At 35.3% G+C, this 24,672-nt stretch carries 21 protein-coding genes; 16 read left to right on the top strand and 5 right to left on the bottom strand.

Annotated features, from left to right (window positions below; genetic code table 11):
* Positions 1-5: 5 nt before the first annotated feature.
* From leuS to LPC15_RS04015, 3 genes are read right to left on the bottom strand one after another with little or no spacing between them, the layout of a single operon-like run.
* A complete protein-coding gene (leuS, locus tag LPC15_RS04025; protein ID WP_229234097.1) occupies positions 6-2,849 on the bottom strand; it encodes a leucine--tRNA ligase in 2,844 nt (947 codons plus the stop codon).
* Positions 2,846-3,448 (bottom strand): orotate phosphoribosyltransferase-like protein, encoded by a 603-nt coding sequence (locus LPC15_RS04020; RefSeq protein WP_229234096.1) that lies wholly within the window; start codon positions 3,446-3,448, stop codon positions 2,846-2,848. The genes leuS and LPC15_RS04020 overlap by 4 nt, the downstream gene beginning before the upstream one ends.
* Positions 3,432-3,941: an NOB1 family endonuclease gene (locus LPC15_RS04015; protein WP_229234095.1), complete on the bottom strand. Its 510-nt coding sequence runs from the start codon at positions 3,939-3,941 to the stop codon at positions 3,432-3,434. The genes LPC15_RS04020 and LPC15_RS04015 overlap by 17 nt, the downstream gene beginning before the upstream one ends.
* Positions 3,942-4,196: 255 nt before the next feature.
* Here LPC15_RS04015 and LPC15_RS04010 point away from each other — a divergent pair, with 255 nt between their 5' ends.
* From LPC15_RS04010 to LPC15_RS04000, 3 genes are read left to right on the top strand one after another with little or no spacing between them, the layout of a single operon-like run.
* Positions 4,197-4,403 carry a histone family protein gene (locus LPC15_RS04010; protein ID WP_229234094.1) on the top strand — a complete coding sequence of 69 codons (207 nt, stop codon included), beginning with the start codon at positions 4,197-4,199 and terminating at the stop codon, positions 4,401-4,403.
* A 59-nt stretch (positions 4,404-4,462) separates the two neighbouring features.
* Positions 4,463-5,086: an imidazole glycerol phosphate synthase subunit HisH gene (gene hisH / locus LPC15_RS04005; RefSeq protein ID WP_229234093.1), complete on the top strand. Its 624-nt coding sequence runs from the start codon at positions 4,463-4,465 to the stop codon at positions 5,084-5,086.
* Position 5,087: 1 nt separating this feature from the next.
* A complete protein-coding gene (locus LPC15_RS04000; RefSeq protein WP_229234092.1) occupies positions 5,088-6,422 on the top strand; it encodes an AIR synthase-related protein in 1,335 nt (444 codons plus the stop codon).
* A 5-nt stretch (positions 6,423-6,427) separates the two neighbouring features.
* On the opposite strand, the gene sppA is transcribed toward LPC15_RS04000, so the two are convergent.
* The gene (gene sppA / locus LPC15_RS03995; protein ID WP_229234091.1) at positions 6,428-7,189 is read right to left on the bottom strand and encodes a signal peptide peptidase SppA; all 762 of its coding nucleotides are present in this window, start codon (positions 7,187-7,189) and stop codon (positions 6,428-6,430) included.
* A 209-nt stretch (positions 7,190-7,398) separates the two neighbouring features.
* On the opposite strand from sppA, the gene LPC15_RS06940 reads away from it, so the two are divergent.
* The 7 genes from LPC15_RS06940 to LPC15_RS03965 all read left to right on the top strand — a co-directional run bounded on the left by LPC15_RS06940 (position 7,399) and on the right by LPC15_RS03965 (position 15,522).
* Positions 7,399-7,521 (top strand): hypothetical protein, encoded by a 123-nt coding sequence (locus LPC15_RS06940; protein WP_267496924.1) that lies wholly within the window; start codon positions 7,399-7,401, stop codon positions 7,519-7,521.
* 272 nt (positions 7,522-7,793) lie between these two features.
* A complete protein-coding gene (locus LPC15_RS03990; RefSeq protein ID WP_229234090.1) occupies positions 7,794-8,999 on the top strand; it encodes a purple acid phosphatase family protein in 1,206 nt (401 codons plus the stop codon).
* A gap of 251 nt (positions 9,000-9,250) precedes the next feature.
* Positions 9,251-10,738, top strand: a complete 1,488-nt coding sequence (gene tgtA, locus LPC15_RS03985; protein ID WP_229234089.1) for a tRNA guanosine(15) transglycosylase TgtA — start codon at positions 9,251-9,253, stop codon at positions 10,736-10,738.
* Positions 10,728-12,419 carry an archaeosine synthase subunit alpha gene (gene arcS / locus LPC15_RS03980; protein ID WP_229234088.1) on the top strand — a complete coding sequence of 564 codons (1,692 nt, stop codon included), beginning with the start codon at positions 10,728-10,730 and terminating at the stop codon, positions 12,417-12,419. Before tgtA ends, arcS begins: the two co-directional genes overlap by 11 nt.
* Position 12,420: 1 nt before the next feature.
* Positions 12,421-13,023 (top strand): PsbP-related protein, encoded by a 603-nt coding sequence (locus LPC15_RS03975; RefSeq protein ID WP_229234087.1) that lies wholly within the window; start codon positions 12,421-12,423, stop codon positions 13,021-13,023.
* A gap of 164 nt (positions 13,024-13,187) precedes the next feature.
* The gene (locus LPC15_RS03970) at positions 13,188-14,636 is read left to right on the top strand and encodes an acetate--CoA ligase family protein (protein ID WP_229234086.1); all 1,449 of its coding nucleotides are present in this window, start codon (positions 13,188-13,190) and stop codon (positions 14,634-14,636) included.
* Positions 14,637-14,640: 4 nt separating this feature from the next.
* The gene (locus LPC15_RS03965) at positions 14,641-15,522 is read left to right on the top strand and encodes an NAD(P)H-dependent flavin oxidoreductase (protein WP_229234085.1); all 882 of its coding nucleotides are present in this window, start codon (positions 14,641-14,643) and stop codon (positions 15,520-15,522) included.
* A gap of 24 nt (positions 15,523-15,546) precedes the next feature.
* Here LPC15_RS03965 and LPC15_RS03960 read toward each other — a convergent pair whose 3' ends face one another.
* Entirely contained in the window at positions 15,547-16,218 is a 672-nt protein-coding gene (locus LPC15_RS03960) for a metal-dependent hydrolase (RefSeq protein ID WP_229234084.1), read from the bottom strand.
* A gap of 77 nt (positions 16,219-16,295) precedes the next feature.
* Between LPC15_RS03960 and LPC15_RS03955 the strand changes: the two genes are divergently transcribed.
* The 6 genes from LPC15_RS03955 to LPC15_RS03930 are packed head-to-tail and all read left to right on the top strand — an operon-like array spanning position 16,296 to position 24,642.
* Complete coding sequence (locus LPC15_RS03955; RefSeq protein WP_229234083.1) at positions 16,296-17,513, top strand: tRNA (N(6)-L-threonylcarbamoyladenosine(37)-C(2))-methylthiotransferase; 1,218 nt, start codon at positions 16,296-16,298, stop codon at positions 17,511-17,513.
* On the top strand, positions 17,510-19,351 hold the full coding sequence (locus LPC15_RS03950; protein ID WP_229234082.1) for a threonine--tRNA ligase: 1,842 nt from the start codon (positions 17,510-17,512) through the stop codon (positions 19,349-19,351). Before LPC15_RS03955 ends, LPC15_RS03950 begins: the two co-directional genes overlap by 4 nt.
* The gene (locus tag LPC15_RS03945; protein ID WP_229234081.1) at positions 19,348-20,226 is read left to right on the top strand and encodes a protein translocase subunit SecF; all 879 of its coding nucleotides are present in this window, start codon (positions 19,348-19,350) and stop codon (positions 20,224-20,226) included. The genes LPC15_RS03950 and LPC15_RS03945 overlap by 4 nt, the downstream gene beginning before the upstream one ends.
* Entirely contained in the window at positions 20,223-21,878 is a 1,656-nt protein-coding gene (locus tag LPC15_RS03940) for a hypothetical protein (RefSeq protein ID WP_229234080.1), read from the top strand. Before LPC15_RS03945 ends, LPC15_RS03940 begins: the two co-directional genes overlap by 4 nt.
* Positions 21,879-21,899: 21 nt before the next feature.
* Complete coding sequence (locus tag LPC15_RS03935) at positions 21,900-23,432, top strand: methanogenesis marker 14 protein (RefSeq protein WP_229234079.1); 1,533 nt, start codon at positions 21,900-21,902, stop codon at positions 23,430-23,432.
* Positions 23,410-24,642 carry a CBS domain-containing protein gene (locus tag LPC15_RS03930; protein ID WP_229234078.1) on the top strand — a complete coding sequence of 411 codons (1,233 nt, stop codon included), beginning with the start codon at positions 23,410-23,412 and terminating at the stop codon, positions 24,640-24,642. Before LPC15_RS03935 ends, LPC15_RS03930 begins: the two co-directional genes overlap by 23 nt.
* The last annotated feature ends 30 nt before the right edge of the window (positions 24,643-24,672 follow it).

Raw genomic sequence — 24,672 nt, 5'->3', positions numbered from 1 at the left:
ATAATTTATTCGATATATATAGCAGGTTTCAAGAACTTTGCAGCATCTTTCTTGTTCATAGGATCATATTCGGCATCTTTTGCATCTCTCACTTCTATTCTACATCCTATTTCTCGCTCCATAAAATTGATAGCATTTTTTATCGTATCAAACTCGTCTATGGTTACATTTGATAGTATCTTTATAAGATTTGGATCCATCAGCTCTACATCTCGTATGGCATTCTTAGCAAGATTTGACACCTTTTTTGAGAGAGGTTGCTGATCTTTTTTTATCTCTTCCATAAGAAGACCCATATTTAATTTATCATCTTGTCTCAATTTAATGGCACTATAATATATTTTATTCTTCCATTCTGGAGCAGTATAAATAATAATCCTTGTAGGAACAATTTTAATGACTGCCAATATCTCTTTTATATCGTCTATCGTTCTTCTGACAAGATCTTCCTCTAAATCCAGAGAGAAATCAACAAACCTTTCATTAAATTTAGGAAAATCAGAGACTGATACAGATACGTTAGACAACCAAGACCATATCTCTTCGGATATATGCGGAATAAACGGTGCGAGAAGTCTGACCCATATCTTCAACACTTCTCTCAATACCTGCGAGTCTTCTCCCCTCTTTTTATACCATTTCACATCGTTTAATATGGAATAAAAAGCACTTTGAAGGGCTTTTCTAACTTTCATATCTTTTATTGCGGATTCTACATCCATTATTGCTATCTGGCACCTGTGTAATATCCACCGATCCTGCCTGGTCATCTTATCCATGTTTATCTCATTATTCGAAACTCTTGAGTTCGAGATAATCTCTTTTGCCAATCTATAAAACCTGTTTAAAGCTTTTTTTGCATCTTTTACGTTAGAATATCTCCAATCAGCATCTTGAGTCTGTTCGGAATTGCTTAGTATATAAAATCTGGTTACATCCGCACCAAACTCATCTAATATCTCTTTTATAGTCAATAAAGGCCCTTTAGACTTACTCATCCTCTCTCCTTCGAGAGATACAAAACCATTGATGGCAATAGCTTTTGGCCAATACTTTTTAGGAAATATCGCAACATGATGGTATAAAAAGAATAAAAGGTGATTAGGCACCAAATCTTTTCCTGATGATCTTAAATCAACAGGATACCAATAGTTAAATTCTTCTCTAATTGCTTTATAAATCTCTTTTTTTGGATGTCCGATGCCTAAAAAGACATAATCAAAAAATTCATCGTCCATCTCTTCTTCTGTCAACCTTCCGTCGTTTAAAAATTTTGCTATGGTATAATAAGCCATGTAAATAGTAGAATCGGCAAGAGACTCTATTAGCCATTCTTTATCCCATGGTAACCTTGTTCCTAATCCTTTTTTTCTGGCACATGCCTTGTCTTTAAGCCAATCTATCTTATTTTCGAACTCTTTTCGGTATTCTTCTGGAATTATAGTCATAGATCTTAGATAATCCAAAACCAGATCTTTCCACTCTTTGTTAGAATAAGTAAGGAACCATTGGTCTTTTACCAGTTTAACCACACATTCGGTTCCACATCTACATATGACTGGTTCACTAAGGTCGTATAACAAATCAGCATAACCTTTCTTTATTAAATCTTCTGTTATGACATCTCTTGCTTTCTTACATAACAAACCCGCATAACTGCCGGTTACTTCATTTAAAACTCCTTCATGAAACTCTTTTTTGTAAAGAATCTTTGTTGCATTCTCTGCTTTCTTATCTTTCTGGTTTTTTACACCTAAATTTTTTACGATATCCATCGCAGGAATATCATTTAATCCGGGAACATTTATAAGTTTTATAGGTTTTATCTCTTTAACAAGATCTAAAATCTCTTTATTTATGCCAAAGTCATAGATTCCCTCTTGTAGATCTCTCAGTGCAAGATAATCATAAGGTGCATGAGCGGGCACACTCATTACAATACCTGTTCCATCATCCGGGTTTACAAACGATGCAGGTAAGATTATCAAATCTTTATCGTTTATAGGATTCTTAACAAACTTTCCGATAAGTTGGGAGCCTTTTATAGTACCGACTCTTAATGGGTTTTTATCCAAGTAAGATAATTTCTTATAGGCAAAAGAGCTAACAATCCACCTTTCGTTATCTATCTCGGCTATGGTATAAGTGTAATCGGGGTTTACCCATAAATTTGTCACACCGAATACCGTCTCTGGTCTTAGTGTGGCACAAGGAATGATGCATCTATCAAACGAGAATTTTATCATAGTATAATTTATAATATTTGCATCATCGCCGTTAAGGATATCGTGATCTTCCACAGGGTTATCACAGTTAGGACACCATCTAACAGGATGCGATCCTTTTGAGACGTAACCTTTATCCTTAAGTTTTTTAAACTGCCAAGTTATAAACCGTTTATATGGTGTATCGGTCGTGGTGAACTTTCTTCTCCAATCTATAGAGCATCCAATCTTTCTTAAAGCAAGCTCTGATTCAACTTTAAAATAATTCACTATCTTTTCTGGGGTGTTTAAACTCAATAAGATGTCCAACGGGATCTTATGTAACGTATTATAGACTTTTATGGTACGTTCATCTTTTTTTGATATCAACTCTGCGAGAGCAACGATCGGCGTTCCTGTTACATGAAAAGCCATAGGAAAAAGCACATTATAGCCCTTCATTCTCTTATAACGTGCCACCAAGTCGCCTATTACAAAAGTTCTTGCATGTCCAATATGAAGATTACCGTTTAAATAAGGATACGGAACGGTTATAAAAAATTTATCTCTATCATCTGGATCTGGTTCAAATATTCTATTTTTATTCCAAATTTCTTGCCATTTTTCTTCTAACTCTGAATTCATATCGTCTCAACATGTATTAATGATTTTATTGTTACTCCGTCTATAGAGCTTATACCTTTTTTATCTATTATAACAACCATCAAGAGGACATCCGCACTAACACTTTTCAAGTGGTTTAATGTCACTTTAGCAGTTCTTCCAGTTGTTATTATATCGTCCACTACGATACATTTTTTACCATCCACATCAGAAAAATTACTGCTTAAAAAACTCCTTGATGATTCATCATTTTCTGATATCTCTTGTTTTGGATTTATTATCCCAAATTTTTTATCTAACACATCTGCCATTAATGCGCCTAAAGGTATCCCATTAATCGCAATACCCAAAACCACATCTACATCACGGATATCCACAGTATCTAGTGCTAAGTCGGCCAACATCTCAGCAACAAGTCGCATTCGTTCAGAACTTCTTCCTATATTTGACCAGTCAATATATATATCTCTAGGTTTTGTCTCTTCACTTAATTTAGGTCTAGTAAGCAACCATGTCGCCGTTTCTAAGGAGACATTTAGGTTCTCTGCAATCTCGGCCGTGTTAAGCCCTTTCCCCCTCATATCCAAAGCTTTTTTAATTAGATCATCTATCCCTTTCATATCTTTTCACCTTTTTGATTTTAAGATCAGAACCGCAGACAGGGCATATATCCCCCTCGTTATATATTCTTTTACATCCTATACATCTTTTCTTCCATATAATTTCTTCTTTTATTCCAGCTTGTATTATCCCCTTCGATTTTATACCAAACTTAGAACAGACATTTTGGATTGCATAATCATCCGATAAAATAACCACATCTTTTTTATTGTTATACTCTAACGCTTTTGCTATTAAAGATATATCCGTATCTGAAAGTTTATTTATATCACCTGTTTCTTTGGCCATATTTTTAACCTGTTTTATCGTATCTTCTCTACTAGATTCTATTCCTAAATTATAGTTCAAAGCTATTTCTAAAAAGATATTCTTACTGCACTGGAGTTCATTTACTACTTCGGGTACTGTTATAACATTAATCCCACTTAAACCATTTAAAATATACCCTGTTATAAAAACAGTAGTATCAACAATAAATATTTTATCAATCATATACGCTACATTATCATGATGATATACTTAATAAAAAGTTCTGCACTTGTTAGTGTTAGTATTATTCTATATTTAAACTATTTTGGTATATTTTTGATATATATTTTTGATATAATATTAAAACTTTCCTAAAAATGCCCTGTTTTATCGAAAAGTATATATAACGATAGGTATTAACTAAAATATGGTGATTGCCTAATTTAATTAAATATCCATAAAACAGGCATTCAGTTTTTAAATAAGAGGTGAAATAATATGACAGATTTACCAATAGCTCCAATAGACAGAATAATTAGAAAATCTGGTGCAGAAAGAGTGAGCAATGATGCAAGAAAAGATCTTGCAGAGATTCTTGAAGAAAGAGGAAAGACTATAGTACAAGAGGCAGTAAAATTAGCAAAACATGCGGGAAGAAAGACTATAAAGACCGAAGATATTGAATTGGCAGTAACGCGTGTTTAATTTAAAAGCAATTTTATTTTTTTTTCTTTTTTAAAATAAACTTATAAATGTTGAAGTCGATGATACACAAAAAAATCGCAGTCTTTGATTATGGTTGTGGCAACCTTAAAAGTATAAAAAAAGGATTTGAAAAAGTAGGTGCAATCGTCGATATAACTACCGACAAAAGATTATTGAAGAATGCAGATGGAATAATATTACCTGGTGTTGGAGCTTTTAAAACTGCTATATGTAAAATAAAAAAAGATTTATCATTTATATATGATTTAATAGATGATAAAAAGCCATTATTTGGCATCTGCCTTGGAATGCAAATATTGATGGAGAAAAGCATGGAAGGTGGATTAATAGAAGGTTTTGGGATACTGCCAGGAAAAGTAGTGAAATTTAATAAAAATATACTTACTGGTCTTAAGGTTCCGCATATGGGTTGGAATCTTGTTGAAGTTAAAAATAAGAAGAATCCTATTTTTTTAGGAATAAATAAATCTTATTTTTATTTTGCACATTCATATTACGTAAGGACGAATAATGAGTATGTAATATGCGAGACAGAATATGGTGTAAAGTTCCCATCAGCGATAGCAGATTTAAAGAAAAATATATATGGAGTTCAGTTTCATCCTGAAAAGAGTGGTAATGAAGGATTAAAGATATTGCATAATTTTTTAGAGATTTGTTAAAATGGACCTAGAAGGATACGCAAAGAACCTATTGTATAAAAAAGTGGATAAAGATAAGATAGTAGAGAAGTTAATCGAGTTAATCATAGAGTTCAAAGGATATGAACAAAAATTAGCTGAAAAATGGGCTAATGCAATAATACAAGAGTCAGAGACGACGTTAAATATAAAAAATGATTTTGCACGATACGAAAGATCAGGTGTCAAGATTGGAGATGTTGGAGTAGGTTCAAGAGGTTTAGGAGATTTTTATATCCATTCGAAGATAGGGGATATAATTGGAAAGACGTCTGCAGTAATAGATTCTAAAGATATGGATGATTCTGGCGTGGTAAAGATAGATAAAACCAAAGAATATTATATAGTAATAAGTGTTGATGGGATACATTCTCGATTGAGCGATTTCCCATTTCTATCTGGTTTTCATGTAACGAAGGCTACTTTACGGGATATATACGTGATGGGTGCAACACCGGTTGCTCTTTTATCAGATATTCATGTAGCAGACGATAGTGACGTATCAAAGATATTTGAACATATCGCTGGGATATCTTCTGTATCCCGTCTTATGAATGTGCCATTGATAACAGGTTCTACGTTAAGAATCGGTGGAGACATGGTCATAGGAGACAGGATGACGGGATGTGTGGGTGCTGTAGGTATTACAGATTATCTAACTGCCAGGTCTTATTCGAAGCCAGGAGACGTTATCTTAATGTCAGAAGGTTCTGGAGGGGGTACAATATCTACATCCGCGTTATATTATGGGGAAGAAGATGTCATACCTGAGACATTAAACATAAAGTTTTTAATTGCTGCTGATTCGTTAATAAAAAGTGGTCAAGTAAAAAAAATCCATACAATGACTGATGTCACCAATGGCGGATTAAGAGGGGATTTAAATGAGATATCGAAGACTGCTAATGTTAAATTGGTCTTTTATGAGAAGAAAGTAAGAAGTTTAGTAAACAAAAGAGTCCTTGAGATGTTAGATCGGTATGAGATAGACTATCTAGGTGTATCGTTGGATTCTCTTCTTATAATATGCCCACCAGATTTAGCAAAAGACATAAAAAATGTTTTAAAGACAAAAGATGTAAGGATAGAAGAGATAGGATACGTCGAGATGGGAACCGGCGTAGAGATAGTCGAGGATGGTATACATAAAAAATTCGAGCCAAAGTTTAGGGAGTCGGCGTATACTCCGATAAAAAAGGTTGTTGGAGATATTAAACCCGATAATTTTGAAGATATGGTAGAAAGGATTGATAAATCTGTTAAAAAAGCGATAGAGAAGAGAGACCGGATGGTAGATATGCTAAAGGATAGAACTTAAAAACATCATCTATCAAAAAACATCTTGAAAATATCACCAATCCCTTTGAACGATTCTTCTTCCATCTCTTTTCTGTAATCCTCTATCTCTACATCCCCATCTATCCCAGCTAGTTTCTTGCATATATCTATAGCCTCTTTCCTTCCCCCAATATAATCTACTAGTCCTATCTCTTTTGCTTTAAGCCCCAAGAAATATTTTCCGTCTTTTATCTCTTTTAATCTATCTTTATCGATATTTCTACTCTTGACAATTTCGTTCAGGAATAGATCGTTGATCAGGTTTAATTCCTCGTCTATTATCTCTTTTTCTTCCATGCCGAACGGCTTGAAAGGCATACCGAGATCTTTAAACCTTCCTGTTACAGAAGTATCGACCTGTATTCCAAATTTTTTCATAAAATCTGATAGATCAACTCTGATACCCGCAACACCTATTCCGCCAACCCGGCTTAGTTCATCACATACAATCTTGTCACAGCTAGATGCGATCCAGTACGCACCAGATAGACAATTTTCTTCGATTCTTGCAACTTTTGGTTTTTTTACCTCTTTTATCTCTCGTGTTAACTCTTTTGAGTAATACGGAGATCCGCCTGGAGAATCTATCTCAAATACTATGCCTTTAACATCTTTATCATCGGCTGCTTTACTGATATACCTTTTAAGTCTTGATATTTTATCTGAAAAATCAATAGGAAGGAATAATATGGATTTTTCTCCAAAAATGGCACCTTCTATCGGTATTATTGCTATTTTTTCACTCATAGATAACCAAATTAACATCTCTTTATATAAAAATATTCGTATTATAACTTGTGTCGTAATCGCCGAATTTTAGATTCCATATCTTAAATTTTATAACTCTTTGACATATCAAATAAATTAAAATCTCATAGTTTAATAATTCAATAAAAAAATAATTAATGATAAAGTTTATATATTATATAATTATAAAATACTTTGGTGTAATATGTATGAATTTTAGTGTAAATAGATCAAAAATAGAGAATGGTTGGGTATGCAGAGAATGTGGTGCTGTTAATAACGTTTATAGAACTACCTGTCGTCTATGCGGTAAAAAGAAGCCAATAATATAAATAAACAAGTTTAAGCATTATAATTTATTATTTACCCTTTTTTTTGAAAGAGTAAAGATCCTGATTGAATAATCTTAAATCCTATTCTCTTGTCTTGTTCCATAAAACATAGTAAAAATATGATGGCTTTTCTTTGATATCTATAAATCTCATCTCTTCATAGTCGATGCAATGTTTATATAAATAAAAAGATATATAAATAAAAAAAGTTTATATCAATATTAGTAAAAATTTATTAATAAGATACATAAAATCAAGTAAGGGTAAAGAATATGGATAAATGTTGGAGAAGAATTCTCTATTTGCTCTCCGCTCTACTACTTCTTTCGTTCCCCATCATTTCGGCTTATGGGGATGTTGAAGGGTTTTTTGCCAATGATAATATACCCTATAATATACATCTCGGTTTTAGATCAGATCCTTCTACCTCTATAACCATCGCATGGAAGACCTCAGCTCCGGCGGGAAGTTTTGTCCAGTATGGGATGGATCAGTACTATGGAATGACCGCCAGAGGAGATAAAGGATCTTCGCTTTTTCATGAGGTGAATCTGATCGATCTAGAACCGAATACAACCTACCATTACAGGTGTGGATCAGAAGACGGCTGGAGCCAAGACCATACTTTTAAGACTGCCCCGTTGGACGATGGTAACGTATCATTTATCGTCGTGGGAGATTCTAGAAACGAGGCAACAGATTGTAATTTTGATGGATGGAAGGTGGTATCAGAAGCAGCCGCTTCTGAGGACTTTGATTTCTCGCTCTTCTCGGGTGATTTTGTCTATTTTGGTTTTATTCCTTTGGAATGGAAATTATGGTTTGATTCGGCGGCACCCGAGCTTTTTCTCAAAGCCCCATTTATGGTAGTACTTGGGAACCACGAGTTTCGCAGTCCAATCTACTTTACCCAGTTTGCCACACCTGATTTTAAAAACAAAGGATGGTACTCGTTTGATTATGGAAATGTGCACGTGGCTGTTCTTAACACCGAAACTTCCCTCTTAACATCCATAGAACCTCTGATATTCCCGGCTGATATGGGACCCAGCTCGGAGCAATACAAATGGCTTGAAGATGATCTATCCAATGTCCCGGATGATATGTGGAAGATTGTCGTTCTACATAGACCACCTTACTCTTGTGGAAAAGCACACGGAGATAATATCGATGTCCAGCCTATAACCACACTTTTCGATGAGTATGGCGTGGATTTGGTCTTTGCTGGGCATGACCATGGATACCAGAGGAGTAAACCGATAGTGAATGGAGAGATAACAGGAGGGGGTGGGACTATCTATATGATATCCGGCGGCGCGGGAGCTCCGCTTTATCCTGTGGATAAGAAGGATGAACGTTTTTCATATGCAGAGTCTTGCTATCATTATACTTTGGTTGAGGTAGATGGGAATGTACTAACATTAAAAGCAAAATATCCTGATGGTGAGGTCTTCGACTCACTTATACTTACCAAATAGAGGGGTGCAACAATCGTCCTTTTTGATGAGAGATCGAGCGAGAGAAGGATTCACGGAATGCTAAACAGTGATATAATAATGGATAATATTGCTTTACTTAGATTTTTTATATCTCTTATTTACCTATAATGAATTGGAAACTGTTCTCATATCGATCTTATCATCTTTTACTTCTCATGATAATCTATTTTGATAAAAACCGTAATTAAATAGAAATAAATACTCTCCTATATAACCAAAGGCGGAAGACTATGGATGTAAAATTTGAGATAATAAAAAAAGATGTCTTGGGCCGGGTAGGACATTTAAAAACCAAGCATGGTATCATTGAGACACCCATGATACTGCCTGTTATAAATCCTAATAATATAGTAATTCCACCGGAAGATATGAAGAATATCGGGGCTGAAGCGATAATAACAAACTCTTACATAATCTATTCAAACCAGAGATTGAGAGATCGAGCGAGAGAAGAAGGACTTCATAGAATGCTAAACTTCGATCGACCGATTATGACCGATTCTGGATCGTTTCAATTATCCGTTTATGGAGATATAAACGTTGATAACATGGAGATACTACAATTCCAGAACGAGATCGGATCGGATATCTGTGTGCCGTTAGATATACCTACCAAACCAAACGAGAGATACGATGAGGCTGAAAAGGATGTTACGATAACAATAAATAGATTAAGAGAAATATCTAACATAAAACATATATTCAAAGATAATATCATTGTTGCACCAATTCAAGGCTCTACTTACAGAGATTTGAGAAGAAAAAATGCTATAGAAGCAAGCAAATTAGATTTTGATCTTTATGCTATAGGAGCGATAGTTCCATTGTTAGAGGAGTACAGATACGATGATATAGTCGATGTAGTGATTGCTTCTAAACTGAATATCCCACTTAACAAACCTGTCCATTTATTTGGTGCAGGACATCCAATGGGATTTGCAATATTTGTCTTGATGGGATGCGATCTCTTCGATTCGGCATCTTATATCTTATATGCAATGGATAAACGATATTTAACCGTAAATGGTACCTACAAACTATCCAACCTGAGATATTTTCAATGTAACTGTCCTGTCTGTTCCAAATATACCCCTGAAGAAGTCAGAGGGTTGGAAAACGAGGATATTGTAAGATTGTTGGCTATTCACAACCTATATGAGAGTTTTACTGAGATAAAACGGATAAAACAATCGATAATGGACGGAAGATTATGGGAGTTAGTTCAGATCAGATGTGCAAGCCATCCAAAATTGCTGAACGGTCTAAGAAGATTGGTCAAATATTCTAATAATCTGGAACGATACGACGTCTCAAGTAAATCGGCATTTTTCTATGGTGGCGCGGAAAGTAACAGACGGACAGAGGTTATAAGATACAGAAAAAAGCTGAGAAACATGCCTATAAAGATGACACCTGCTTTAATAACAACCATACCATCTATTGAAGATATTAAAGACTATAAGAGCGTTTATTATTTAAAACCTCCTTTCGGTCCGTATCCGTTGGAGTTATCTGAGACATACCCATTAAATTTTGAATCGCCTGAAATTCTCGATAAAGAGATGGTTAGGACTGCCTTATTAAATTTGATCGTTTTTCTAAATAATGATAAAAATAAAGGGAAAGATGTCACGTTTGAATACGATAAAAGATACAGAGACCCATTAATAAAAAAGATTAAGAAAATGGTGGATGTGAGATTAATAAATGAGATTTGAAGTATTAAAAGAGGATGGGGTGGCACGGTTGGGATCGTTAAAACTAACTGATAAGAAAGAGATAAAAACTCCCGGTTTAGTCGGAGAAGATCTTCTAAATGATCTTGCAATAAAGATATATGATGAATCCTCTTATCCGCATATAAATTATCTTAAAAATCATTCAAAATCGGTAAATTATCTGAAGAATCAAGATGCAGAAATTTACATCTTACTATATGCCAACAGATACATAGGAGATTACAGAAAACTCTCTATGATGCTAACAAGAACACGCGATTCGATCCCCCCAGATTCAGCACTATTTCTTCGAGCGATTGCATCCCCTGAAAATGTTTCTATCTTTGTTTATTATGGAGTAGACCTATTCGACGATATTTATGGAAAAGTTGCAGCACTACGTGGCATTTATCTCACGACAGAGGGTGAATATAGACTGAAGGATCTTACAGAGTTCCCTTGTAACTGTCCTGCATGTAAAGATAAAAAACCTTCCGACATAGATAATGAGAACATAAAAAAAGTGATAGAATTTTTATATATGCACAACAAGTCTGTATTAGAGGTCGAGATTAAAAAGATAAGGTATCTCATTGAGAGGGAGAATATAACAGAATATATTGAGAAACAATGTAGATCATCACCATGGATCACCGCCTTATACAGAATTATGGATCATGGTTTTTTGAGTAGAAGGATACCTTTATTCAGAAGATCTCATCTATATGCTAACACATCTGACAGTTTTAATAGAATAGAGATCAAAAATTTTAACGATCGGGTGATGGAGAGATATCAAAAGCCAAATTTGGATAATTTGTTAATCCTTCCATGTTCTGCAAGAAAACCTTATTCTTTATCCCCATCACATAGAACAATAATAGATGCCATCCTACCATATAGAAAATATCTTCATGAGGTTATATTAACCTCGCCTTTAGGTCTTGTGCCGAGAGAGCTCGAGCTGATATATCCAGCATCATCTTATGATATCCCGGTTACAGGAAAATGGACTTATGAAGAGATTGAATGGGGTAAACACTGTCTTAAAAAGTTTTTAGATAAAAATAAGTATAAAAATATAATAGCCCATGTTGATGGGGCGTACAGAGATATCTGTGAATTGGTAGAGGAAGAATTAGGTCTAAATGTCGTTTATACGTCCGGATCTATTGAAAATTTAAAAAAAGCTATGTTAAATATAGATACCGATAAAAAGATAACTAATAAGGAGAGAAAATTTTTAATATTTAGATCGATGCTATCCTACCAGTTCGGTTGTAAGATGGCTAACGAAATTCTGAACGGTCAAGATGATATAAAGATAAGGGGTAAATATCCATATATGACGGCTTTTATTGGAAAAAAACAATTTTTAAAGGTTAATATGATTTATAAACTGGTAGATTTGACGATAGATGCTGTAGAAAACGTGAAAAAGATAAGGAAAGATATATTTCCCGGAGATTATGCCGTATCGATTGAGGATTTTGTTCCATTGGGAGATGTTTTCAATATCGGTGTGATAGATACGGACAAAAAGATAAGACCCAACGATTTGGTTTTATTTGAAGGTAAAAGAGCGATAGGTTTCGGTATGGCTAAAATATCTGGATGGGAGATGGTAAAATCCAGAAAAGGTTCTGCAATAAAGGTTAAATCTGTTAAAGAGGTAAATTAAGATGAATAAAAAATTTGTGATATCTCAAATCAAAGATTTGAGGCTTACAAACAGGATGTTTGTGATGATAACTTTGTCTGTTATTTTAATCGCATCAATCGGATCGGTAACTGCAGAAGAGGAGATGTCAACATATAGAAACAACGAGTATGGTTTCTCGGTCGACTACCCTGAAGATTGGACAATGGTAGAATGTTATATGGGTAATATCATGGGCGATGTAGCCTTTTTTTTAGGACATGGAGTTTATGCTATTGTAGGCGTAGAGGACTTACCAAGAGAGATGACGCCCGATGAATATATTACATCAGCCATAAAAGAGTTAAGATCTGGAGTATCTTCGGTAACCTGTCTCGAGACGGGTATAACGTGTGTATATCCTATGAACGTAGTTGAAACATTCAATGACACAATCAATGGTGAGCCTGTTGCAGGGAGCATATATACAATAGGATTTAGAGGAGCTGAGTCTAAACAGATGTTAGCAGCCTTCGTAAATGATAAAACAGCTTATCTAATAACCTTTACTGCACCATTAGATATATATGATAAAGCAGAAGTCGAATATTTTGAGCCAATGCTGCATAGTTTCCGGTTCTCGTAAGTTTTTCACTTTTATTAACAGCGATTGCTTCGATACAAAATTTACAAAGTATTAAAATATCATTATGATTTATTATTTATTAATAATAGTAATATATATCAAAATGAGATAAATAAAAGATTAAAAATGAAATATGATTATAAATGCTATAGAGGTGAAGAATATTGAAAGAAAGAGAATATTTTTTGGATACTTTTTTTTATCCAAAGAGTGTTGCGATCGTAGGCGCTACTGGAAATGAGATGAAGATGAATTATCACATAACCGAGAATTTACTGAGGCTAAAATTTCTCGGCAAGATTTATCTTGTAAACCCAAATTCAAAAGAGATTCTTGGGATAAAAACGTATCCGAGGTTAAATGATATACCTGATGATATAGATCTGGTCGTCTCTGCTGTTCCGTATAATCAAACATTGAAAATTATAAAAGATTGTGTAGAACTGGGAATAAAAAGAGTTGTAATAATAGCAGGAGGATTTGACGAGGCAGGAGAAAAAGGGAGAGAGTTATATAATGATGTTAAAAGAATTACAGGAGAGGAAAAAATAAGGGTGCTCGGGCCGAACACTTTAAGCCCGATCAATACATCGAACAATCTTATCATCAGCTTTCATCCTGTTAAAAAATTAAATAAAGGTGGTTTATCCTTTGTCTTTCAATCTGGTCTATACGAGTACAAGCTAAATTGGATATTCTCCCATTTAGGTATTGCTAAGATCCTCGACCTTGGAAATAAGATGGATATAAACGAGGTCGATGCTTTGGAGTATCTTGTAGATGACCCAGAGACAGAGGTGATAGCAATGCATATCGAGAGTATAAAAGGGGATGGAAGAAGATTTATACAGATTTTGAGAGAGAGGTCAAAGGAAAAACCTATCATAATCCTTAAATCTGGGAGGACAAAGGCTGGATCAATGGCTGTTGCCTCCCATACCGGCACAATCGCGCAAGAGAATGATCCGATCCTTGATACTATCTTGAGACAGGTTGGGGCTATTCGTGCACAAAACATAGATGAGTTCTTCGATTTTGCAAAGATCTTTGATTTTATAAAGGAGATGCCTAAGAGTGATAGGATCTCCATAGTAAACTTATCAGGAGGTGAAGGTGTAATCGCAACGGATGCTTGTGAACGGAATGGTCTAAAAATGGCAAAATTGGGTGAAAAGACGTATAGAAAACTCAAAGAAATCTTTCCTCTATGGGAAATTCCGTTAAATCCTTTAGATGCTGGTGTTTGTATGGAATTCCATCTAACAGATTTTGCGTCGAATATTTACAGTTTTTTCGAGCATCTTACTTCTGTTTTGGATGACGAAGGAGTCGATTGTATGATCATGCAGATTCCTACTACGATATTCATAAAGATGGCATACTCTCAATTTCCAAAATCGATTATTTTAGAGTTGATGAATACTGTAGCCGATATATTTTTGAGAATAAAAGAAAAAGGAAAACCTTTGGTTCTATGGAGATCTTCCATGGACCCTCTAGAGGATGAGTTTGTCAGTATATTAGAATCGAGGAAGGTACCTGTATATCCGTCCTCAGAAAGAGCAGTAAAGGCTGTATCTGTATTATGTAAATATAAAGATGAGGGATTATAATAAAATGAGATGGGTAACAAAGATTACAAAGATGTTAGGCTGTAAATATCCTCTAATACAGGGAGCATTCAGTTTTTTTGGAACGGCTGATCTTGCTGCCCCTGTCTCTGATGCAGGAGGGTTTGGAATAATTACTGCACATAATTTTACTCCAGAGGGGTTGAGAGATGAGATAATAAGGGCGAAGAGTATGACGAATAACCCTTTTGGTGTAAATTTTACTGTTATGCCTCGTACCTCTGCTGATTTTGTTGAAACTCCTAGAGACTATAAGAAATATATAGACGTAGTTATCGATGAAGGAATAAAAACTTGTTTTACATCTGCTTATAAAGCAAAAGAGATTGGTGAAAGATTAAAGGATAATGAGATAAACTGGATACATAAATGTGCAATCATGAAACACGCTTTGAAAGCAGAAAAAGATGGAGCAGATGCTGTAGTGATTGTAGGCTTGGAGGGAACCGGATATAAAAACCCGATTCAAAACACAACGATGATAAATATGGTAATGGCGAATAGGTTGCTTAGAATTCCTTTTATTGCTGCAGGAGGTATAGGAGATGCAAGAGGATTTTTAGGATCTTTAGCAATGGGTGCAGAAGCCGTTTATATGGGAACCGCCTTTATGGCTACCAAAGAATGTCCTATTCCAGAAAATTTTAAACGAGATATGATCGTAAAGCAGGATTGTTTTGATCCTAAAATGTATGAAAGACTCTATCACCATAAATTAAAGGATTCCGGTACTCCATCCATGGCAGTCGGTGTTATTGATGATATATTAACCGCCAAGGAATTCATTGAAAAAATTATGAAAGATGCGGAAGGTATGCTTAGAAGATTGGGATTTAACAGTGATTGCTTTGATACAACGAATATTTAAAATTACCATTTTATTTTTTATAATCTATAAGCCCCACTCTTCTCCTGGTTTGAGAACAACTACTTTAACATCAGGAGACTCTCTCTTTGCAAGGTCTAAAAACTCTTTTGCATCTTTTACCAATGCTGAAAACGTTCCGTAATGCATTGGGATCGCAACATCTGGTTTTAATAATCTTAAAGATTTCGCTGCTTGGTAAGAATCCATAGTGAAGACACTGCCTATCGGTATCAAAGCAACGTTTATATCGTAAAGATCACCCAACAGTTCCATCGAAGAAAAGATACCTGTATCTCCTGCATGATAAATAATCTTGCCGTCTATATGCAAGAGAAAACCGGCTGGACAGCCGCTCTCAGAACTATGGAACGCCTGTACCATTGTAACCTTTACTCCATCTATAGGTTCTACGCTTCCACCTATGTTTATACCTATTACATTCTCGACACCTGATTGTGATAACTTGTTTGAAGTCTCTGGATTAGTAACAACCATAGCACTCGTCTTTTTACAGATATCGACAGTGTTTCCTATATGATCAAAATGGTCGTGGGTGACCAATACTAGATCTGCCTTGGATATGTCGTCCAGACTTACAGGTGATAACGGATTCTCTATCCATGGATCGATAAAGATAGATTTATCTGTAGAAGTGGTAATCTCGAAAGCTGAATGACCTAACCATTTTATCATCATTATACCTCACCTTTAATAGTTATATTACATAGTTTATTATAAACTTTACGATTTTACGAAAGAGATGATAAACAAGAATGACTTACATGTATCTAGAATCATACGGATGTACTTCTAATGAGGAGTTCATAAGAAAACTTGAGGCTTATTTAGAGAAGAAAGACGTTTACATTGTGAAAGATTCATCCAAATCGGATACCATTGTTTTAAATACGTGTTGTGTAATAGAAGCAACAGAAAATGCTATGTTAAAAAAGATAAAACAATATGAAGGTAAAAGATTGATTGTTACTGGTTGTCTGGCGAAGGTATCGCCTGATAAGATTAAAAAAGTTAATAATGACGCCATTATATTGGATCAACATTATTTTTATGAATTATTCAGAGAATGCGATGATATCGTTGCAAAAGATGGTAAGATAGGTATTGTTAATATAGGTAAAGGATGTGTTGGAGAGTGTTCTTATTGCATCACAAAAGTTGCACGTGGATCTTTGGTGAGCAAACCTCCCGATGATATCGTAAAAGAGGTGAAAGAGTTGGTAGATAAAGGGGTAATAGAAGTCAGGCTGACAGGACAGGATGTTGGGGCGTACGGACGAGACATCTCATACGGATTACCTGATTTACTAAGAGATATTGTAAGCATAGATAAACGATTTTATATCAGGGTGGGAATGATAAATCCTCACTCTTTAAAGGATAAAAAGACATTATACGAGCTTATAGAGGTATTTAAAAACGAAAAAATATTCAAATTTTTACACTTACCTGTTCAATCAGGCTCGGATAGAGTGTTAAAAGATATGAATAGAAGATATTCGGTCGATGATTTTCTAAACATCGTAAGATCATTTCGATCAGAGTTCGATAGTATCTTGACATTATCTACGGATTTTATAGTAGGCTATCCCTCTGAAACAGAGGAGGATTTTAAGAAGTCTGTAGAGTTATTACACAGATGCATGCCCAATAAAGTGAATATAACAAGATATTCACCAAGACCATTCACGCAATGCGAGGATAAAGATATCTTGGGAAGGATAAAAAAGGCACGATCAAGGATTATGACCGAAGAGACAAAAAAGATATATAGCAAGATAAATAAGAGTTGGATCGGAAGGATAGTGAGAGGGATAGCGACTGAAAGAGGCAAAAAAGGTGGAGTAATAGTAAGAGATATATCTTACCACCAGATCGTTGTAAAAGATGATCTTGCTATAGGAACAGAATCAGATATTAAGATCGATCAAGATCGTAATACATACTTTGTAGGATATCGGGTAATAAGATGAGATTATTATTGATACACTCGGATAAGATAGAGTATAGTTTGAAGGATAAGACAAGATATGCAGAGTATTTGGATAATTCTTCTAAATCGGGTAGTATGGGTGAGGCATTGGTGGTATTCGTATCTATTGAAAAGATCGATGAAAAAAATCCTGAAAATGTGGTGAAAAAAGCAATAAAAGAGATAAAAGATGTATGCAAGGAAGTCGGTACAGTTAACGTGATGTTATACCCCTACGCCCATCTGAGCGATACTCTTGCCGATCCTAATTTCTCGATAGAGTTGTTAAAGAGGATGGAGACAGAGTTAAACAATTTAGACGGGTTTAATATAAAGCGTGCTCCTTTTGGATGGTATAAAGCGTTTAATCTTCAGTGTAAAGGCCATCCGTTATCTGAGTTATCCAGGACAATAACTCCAGATAAAGAAGAGGACGAATCAAAAGAAGAGGTAAACTCTACCTTTTATATTTTGGATACAAGAGGACGGCTATACGATCCTGACTTGTTTGATTTTACAAATTACGAAAACCTGAAAAGATTTTATATATACGAATCAACTGGAGACAGGAAGACGGATAATAAAACTCCTAACCATATCCTATTAATGAGAAGAGAAGAGATCGCAGATTACGAGCCTGCATCAGACCCGGGTAACATGAGGTATTATCCTAAAGGACGATTAATAAAATCTCTTTTAGAAGAATATATCTTGAAAAGAGCTTTAGATAGTGGCGCGATGGAGGTGGAGACGCCTGTAATGTATGATACATCCCATCCTGCGCTCGGAGAATATTTAAAAAGATTTCCTGCTAGGAGATATGAGATCGATTCCGAAAAAAAGAGGTTGTTTTTGAGATTTTCCGCTTGTTTTGGCCAGTTTTTGATCGGAAAAGATATGACCATCTCTTATAGAAACCTTCCGTTAAAGATGGTCGAGATGACAAAGTATAGTTTTAGGAGAGAACAACGGGGAGAATTAACAGGTTTGAGAAGGTTAAGAACATTCACCATGCCGGATATGCATACTTTCTGTTCCGATTTAGACCAGGCGATGGAAGAGTTTGAGAAGCAATATGAATTGAGCGTAGATATGCTCAAAGATATCGGATTGAGTACCAAAGATTATGAGGTTGCTATACGGTTTACCCGAAATTTTTATGAGGAAGATAAAGAGTTTATAGAAAGATTGGTAAGTATTATAGATAAACCAGTGCTGGTCGAGATATGGGACGAGCGATTCTTCTATTTCGTGATGAAATTCGAGTTTAATTTTATAGATAAGTCTGGTAAAGCAACGTCACTCTCTACGGTACAGATAGATGTTGAGAATGCTGAAAGGTATGGCATCACATACACGGATGCCGATGGGAGGGATAAATCACCAATAATACTACATTGTAGCCCTAGCGGAGCCATAGAGAGAGTTATGTACTCTTTGATCGAGAAAGGATCGATGATGGATATACCAATATTGCCTACATGGTTATCACCGACACAGGTAAGGATCATACCGATCCATAAAGAGGAGAATGACTTTACAGAAGAGGTATATTTTAAATTACTTAATGAAGGGATAAGAGCAGATATAGATGATAGGGATAGCACTTTGAGTAAGAAGATACGTGAGGCAGAGATGGAATGGATTCCTTATATCGTAGTGATAGGAGAGAAAGAAAGAAAAGGTAGGATGTTAAGTGTAAATATCAGGAAGGATAAATCTAAAGAAGAGCTCTCTGTTGAAGACCTTATTAGAAGAGTAAAGGAAGAGGTAGGCTCTTTACCAAAAAAATCGCTTAATCTTCCATATACTTTATCTAAAAGGGCGAAATTTGTATGAAGTTTGATCTGAATCCGTATAATTTAGATACAAAAAAGATGATAAGGATACCATTGTTTATACTAGTAATCTGTATCGGTATTCTTTTTTCTTTTTTTGTGATATATGATACGCCTGTAAGACTTGGATACGATTTTACTGGAGGTACTGTTATTACCGTCCCTTCTACGAAGGATGTAGGATACCTTGAAGAAAAATACCAAGCATACGACCTTTTATTTGTGAGGGATATGGGTTCGAGGACTATGCTTCAATTTGGGTTTATAGATCCAGACAAAGGGAAAGAATTAAGAGAGTCTATAATACAAGAATATGGCGAGGAAAATGTCCAATTAGATTATTCTGGTGCTACTTTTGGAGAAGAGATGCAGCGTTTAGCCATAATAGCAATAATATTCTCTTTCATACTTATGGCTATCGTCGTATTCGTTGCGTTTAGGATTCCGTTACCATCTTGTATGATCACATTCTGTGCGTTATCCGATATAATAATGGCTATGGCGATGATGGATATCTTTGGGATTGAATTGACTCTTGGAAGCCTGGCAGCATTATTGATGTTGATCGGTTACTCCGTTGATACGGATATCTTATTAACTAATAAAGTTCTAAAAGAGGGGAAAAATACAAAAGATGATTTTAAGAGAATATTTAACACCGGTTTTACCATGACCACCACTACGCTGGTAGCGGTAGTCGTAATGTTTATCGTCTCAACTTTTTCGTATCTTTTTACGTCGTATGCACAGATAACGATACTGAGCGAGATGTCTGCCGTATTGATATTTGGGTTACTGGCGGACATGTTGAATACATGGCTCATGAATGCAGGATTTTTAAGATTGTATATAGATAAAAGAGGTAAAAGAAGATGAACAAACTCTTCAAGAGTATCAGGTTCTGGATATTGATCATTCTCGTTATCTTATCAATCTTTCTCATACACCCGACGGTATCGGATGGCAGATTTAAAACTAATTTAAATTTTGGTTTGGATCTAGATGGTGGATCATATTTGAGATTGAGAGCAGATGCAGTGGTTATAAGTGTAGATTTAGATAAAAATCTGGTCTCAAAAGCGTTTTTAGAAGAGTTAATAGGTGGAAAAGTTACAATAGTCAGTTTAGATGATAATGGAATCGTGTTTACCATAGATAAAGAGGTTCCTCAAGAGATATTATCTTCATACGGTCTTACAGTAGAATCGGAGGATGGAAATATAAGAATGCCCATCTCTTACGAAAGGATTGTTGCGATATACCTCAGCGAGATGTTAAATGCAGAAGTTATACCGATTGTAGAAGATAACACGTTACGATACGAGCTTAGAAAGACTGTCGATCGAGATGAGATAGAGAAGGTTATACAACCAGTAGGTGGAAAGTTGACGTATTACGATGATAGAGCATCTAACAGCACGTTGGAACAGACTAAAACGATGCTAGAAAAAAAATTAAATGCGCTAGGCAGTAAAGACATCGTCATTAGAACGATCGGCAACAAATATATCTTGATCGATCTAGCAGGAGTAAATTTATCCGATACTGAAAAGATAGTATCTACACCAGGAGTGTTTGAGATAAGGATCATGGCAGATGACGGACAATATAAAAAAATCCTTTCTGGTGATGATATAGCAGAGGTGGATCCTGCACCAAGATCAGAAGATGGTATAATCTGGGGTGCAGGTTTCACGTTGAATGAGGCTGGTGCAAGCAAATTTAGAAATGCGTGTATAAGATATAACGCTGTAAACGATCCAGAAAAACATCCTATCGCGATGTATCTCGATGGAGAATTGGTATATTCGGCACCGTTATCTCCTGACCTTGCTTCTATGCTCAAGGACGAGAAAGTATACAGCCTGTTTGCTCGTACAGGGATAGGTGATACGGGAAAGATGGAGGCAAGAAACCTTATAATACATCTAAGTACAGGAGTATTGCCAGTAAAGCTTATAACAGAGACATCAGGCCAGGTTCCAGCCACTCTTGGCGATCAGTTTAAAAAAGAGATAGTATTGATAATTATTCTTGCAATAATCGCCGTTTCGATAATCACAGGATACAGATATAAAGAGTACAAGATCGTTCTACCAATGTTATCTATATCATTTTCTGAGGTTTTGATAATTGTTGGCATATCTAAACTACCTTTGATTGGCTGGCAATTGGATTTACCAAGTATAGCAGGTATTATAGGAATAATCGGAACTGGTATTGATCAACTGATTATTATAACGGATGATATGTTAAGTGAGGAGAAAGATAAAGAGCAACAAATCAAAAAAAAGCAGACAAAACGAAGGATTAAAACTTACGAAAAAAGATTGACCAATGCCTTTAAGATAATATTTATATCCGCAGCTACAACCTCCTTTGCCATGCTTCCTTTATTGGTTATGGGGTTAGGTAAATTGACAGGTTTTGCTCTTACTATAATAATAGGTGTTTTGATAGGCGTATTGGTTACAAGGCCTGCCTATGGAGGGATTTTAAGAGATATAATGATATCAAATAAAGAATAAGACTATCATGCGAGTATAATAATGAAAATTTTTTTAACAAGACGAGGAAATCCTGTACCGAGATTCGCAAAAAGCGAAAAGATAGATGTGTTACGTATTAAAGGATTTAGAAGAGTCTCCTCAATGAAAGATTGGAGCAAAGATGTATATTATATTGTAGCCTCCGTAGAAGTAGGAAACACTACTACGAAATGCATATTGACCGCTACAAACTTGAATGAGGGTAAAACGTATATTTTAAACAAAAAAATCAGGATGACCCGTAATGTTAGAGCACCTAAACAAGGTGAGGAAATATTTGGAAAAACATTAGATGGTGTTCCTTTAACAAGAGAATCAATTACAGAATTGGTAAGAGATACTTTAATAGATGCACATAAAGAGGTAGGTCTCAATATAAAGACTGATTTAGATTTTGTAGTAAGATCTACCGGTGTTGTTGCCAATTTTAGCTCTCCTGATGATGTAGGAATGTTTATTCTTGCATTAGCAGATGGTTGTATAGCAGCGGGCGTTCCTACGAGAAATATGACGCCTGCTATAAGTAAAGATGCGCTTCCAAAACATATTCAAAAATTCAGCATGCTTGATAAAGTATACTTTGATGGAGCAGTGGGAAGCGTCCTTCCTCCTTTTGGATCTACAGGAGTGGAAGTAGTGGCAAATGAGATGGAGGGAGAATTAGCTACAGTCGGTATCAAAGAGGGTGCAAAATGGGCTGGTATAGATTATAGAAATCCATGCGCATCGTTGGATTTTGGTACAACCCTTGATGGTAGGATAACTAATGATGATCTTCCGTATGCTAAGACTATAGGCAATTTTTGTGGTCTTGCTGGTGCTATACCTGATAATTTAGTAAGAGGAGCGTATAATAAGAGAGATATATCTGCGTTAGACGTTATAAAAGATCAGGATGGAAGGATGAATAGTTTTATAAAGAGGAAGAATAGCTTCTATAAGGTCTCTAAAACCTACATAGAAGAGATTAACGAGATAATAAAGATAGAAAAAGTTCCTAACAATGCAAAGATGTATGGATTGGTTCCTGTAAATGCAGAGGCAGCTATAAAAAATGATATTGTTCTTATCGGATGTGACGTAGGCAAGAACGGTGATAGATTTGGTGAATTAAGAGAGATCGGCAGGAGGATAGTAGACGAGAAAGGGATAGATACGTTATATTACGTGATCGATGAGATTTGTTCAACGGTAGCGGAACGATTGATAAGAGTTGCAATCGATGAAGAATTGATTAACAGCAAGACAGCTATTGGTTTTACCGGAAGAGCAATTATAACCGGATTCAAACCGTTTTTAATATTAGAAAAGATCGGCGGACTTTCATTATATAATAAACCTGTGGATAACGTGGTTTTTGTAGATGATGGATTAGCAAGAGGTGCTGCTATGATGGCACGGTGTATGAACTCTTTAGGTAATCCAAAAAATCCTATTGGTGGTGTTAGGAATGGAAGATGTATCTTGAAAGACAGAATAAAATATCAAAAAAAAGATAAGAGGGGTATCTATGGAGGAAATAATCATAGTTGATGGATCGAAATATTCCTTGATAAGGGCTAACGAATTTCAGAAGAAAGATAGGAATATCGAGACACTATGCCCGGTAAATTCCGAATTTTTCTCAAAAGAGCTATTGGATACTGTACCTTCGATGAGAGACATACTCAGAGAAGAGATAGATAGATTAAAAAATGAGGCAAAATCTATATTACACGATACAGAAAGATTTATTTTACTCTATGGAACTGCGGATGATGTTTTAGAATACTTAAAAAAGAAGAAGATCAAAAAGGCAAAGATATTCGTTACAAAACAAGCTAAGGATTTAAACAAGATAGATTTTTCTAAAATAATAGAGAACGTTCCCTCTGAGGTGGAAGAGGGAGATATAACAGCGGATGATATAAGAGTATGGGATATTATAGAAAAAAACGTCATATGTGTCAGCATTCCTGGAACAAGAGACGATTTACTCAAAATATTTAAGAAATATAAAGTATCTGGTGTGCCTGTCGTCCAAGATGGTACGCTAGTAGGGATCGTTACAAGAAGAGATATATTAAGAAAATTGGAAGAAGATCAGATTGCGTTGTTGATGACCAGAGATCTGAACACTATATCTCCTCATGCAAGCATAAAAGATGCTGCTAAAATTTTGCTAGAAAAGGATATAAGAAGATTACCAGTCGTCATGGATGGTATCCTTATTGGTATGATCACTGTTGCAGATATCATCAAAGCGATATATATCTTAAATATAAATGCAGAGGTTAAAGATTTTATCGTTAATAAGCTCACAATATCATGGGATGAAACCCCGATTCCATTGATTACACGTATTATGGAACTCTCTAGACAAAAAGCTATACCTTTGATCAATACGGAAGGAGTATTGAGTGGTATCGTTACAGAGGAAGATATTATAAGAGTTAGTGAGATACATGATTATGTAGAAGTCTTTGCATCATCACCCGAGTATGACGATGATAAATGGTCTTGGGAAGGTATTAGAAACGTTGAAAGTCATTATTACGAGGTTTCAAAGATAGAACAGCCTATGTTGCCCGTGAAAGAGATCATGATTAAAGATGTTATAACAGCAACAAAATTATCTAAAATAAACGAATGTATATTAAAGATGATCCGAAACAGGATAGATCAAATCCCCATAGTATCTGTAACAGATGAGATAGTGGGTATGTTATACGATAAAGAATTGTTGCGGATACTGGCCGACTAAGACTCTCGATTTGTAATACGGCTCTATCAA

Source organism: Candidatus Methanoliparum sp. LAM-1, assembly GCF_020885915.1.
Lineage (GTDB): Archaea > Halobacteriota > Methanoliparia > Methanoliparales > Methanoliparaceae > Methanoliparum > Methanoliparum thermophilum.
This window is presented reverse-complemented; position numbering and strand designations above follow the sequence as displayed.